Annotated in this window: 1 protein-coding gene; it reads left to right on the top strand. The window is 60.1% G+C overall.

The window, feature by feature from the left end; translation table 11 throughout:
* Positions 1-101 precede the first annotated feature (101 nt).
* Positions 102-1,331: an IS110 family RNA-guided transposase gene (locus B097_RS0108440; protein ID WP_018582093.1), complete on the top strand. Its 1,230-nt coding sequence runs from the start codon at positions 102-104 to the stop codon at positions 1,329-1,331.
* Positions 1,332-1,349: the final 18 nt, after the last annotated feature.

Consider the following 1,349-nt stretch of genomic DNA (forward strand, 5'->3'; position numbering starts at 1 on the left):
CGGCAGGTGTCATAGTAGTAGTCCCATCAGTGTCCTGTCTGCTCGAACCCTCGGATCAGCGGCTACCTTCATCACTTCCCTATGCGAAAGCGTTGACAGCCATGACCACAGACATCGACCTCTCCGCAAGCCCCGTCGCCGGGGTCGACACCCACACCGACACCCACACCGTCGCCGCGGTGACCCCAACCGGCCGGCACCTGGCCACCGAAACCTTCCCCACCACCAGGCCCGGCTACACACACCTCGCCGAGTTCCTCAGCAAGCACGGTGTCGGCGCCGTCGGAGTAGAAGGAACCAACTCCTTCGGTGCCGGATTAACCCGGCACCTCATAGACCGTGGCTACACGGTCGTTGAAGTCCTGCGCCCGGCCCGCAGCATTCGACGCCGGGACGGGAAATCAGATCCGGTGGATGCCCTTGCCGCCGCGCGACAGGTCCTGACCGGGGAAGGGCTGAGCACGCCTAAAGATTCCACGGGCCCGATGGAGTCGTTACGAGCGTTACAGATCACCCGGAAACAGCTGGTGTCCACCACCGCGAAACTCATCACAACGATGAAGTCGTTGCTGGTCACAGCCCCTGATGACATCCGCACCCGCTACGCCACGATGACCAACCACGCTCTGGTCAACGCGTTGGTGTACTGCCGACCGTCGTCGGATGTTACTGATCCGCGAAATGGTGTGCTGACCAGCCTGAAGATTCTGGCCACGACCTACCGCGCATTGCGGGTGCAGTGCGATGAGCTGGAAACCCGGATCGCTGCCCTGGTGTCAGTGATCAATCCCCATGTCAGCAACATCATGGGATGTGGGGCTCTTGTTTCCGCTGATCTGCTGATCAGCATCGGCGATAATCCGGAGCGCATCCACTCCGAAGCAGCGCTGGCGCACTTATGTGGAGTGGCTCCACTGCCGGCAAGCTCTGGGCGAACCAACCGGCACCGGCTCAATCGTGGTGGTGACCGGCGGGCGAACTCAGCGTTGTACCGAATCGCTATGGTGAGGATGAAGTGTGACCAGCGCACCAGGGAGTACGTCGCCCGGCGTACCGAGGAGGGATTGTCGAAAAGGGAGATTATTCGCTGCCTGAAGCGCGCGATCGTCCGGGAGATCTACCGGGTCATATGCACCAGGCGCAGTACGCCACAGCCCAGGGATCTTCGTCGGGATGAGTTGAAAGAACTGCGTATCGCGAAGCATCTCACCCAGGTGGTTGTAGCGAAGCATTTGGGGTGTGCCCCGGCGAGGATCAGTGACATCGAGACTGGAAAACGTCCGTTGACGGAATTAGCATCGGCCTACGAAAAATTTCTGAAAAGCGCTTGACACAATATAGGAGCATCG

Origin of the sequence: Corynebacterium pilosum DSM 20521 = CIP 103422 (genome assembly GCF_000373805.1) — a bacterium.
GTDB lineage: Bacteria > Actinomycetota > Actinomycetes > Mycobacteriales > Mycobacteriaceae > Corynebacterium > Corynebacterium pilosum.

Coding starts and splice junctions, on each gene's coding strand:
- B097_RS0108440 (WP_018582093.1), top strand. CDS start 102: ATGACCACAGACATCGACCTCTCCGCAAGCCCCGTCGCCGGGGTCGAC.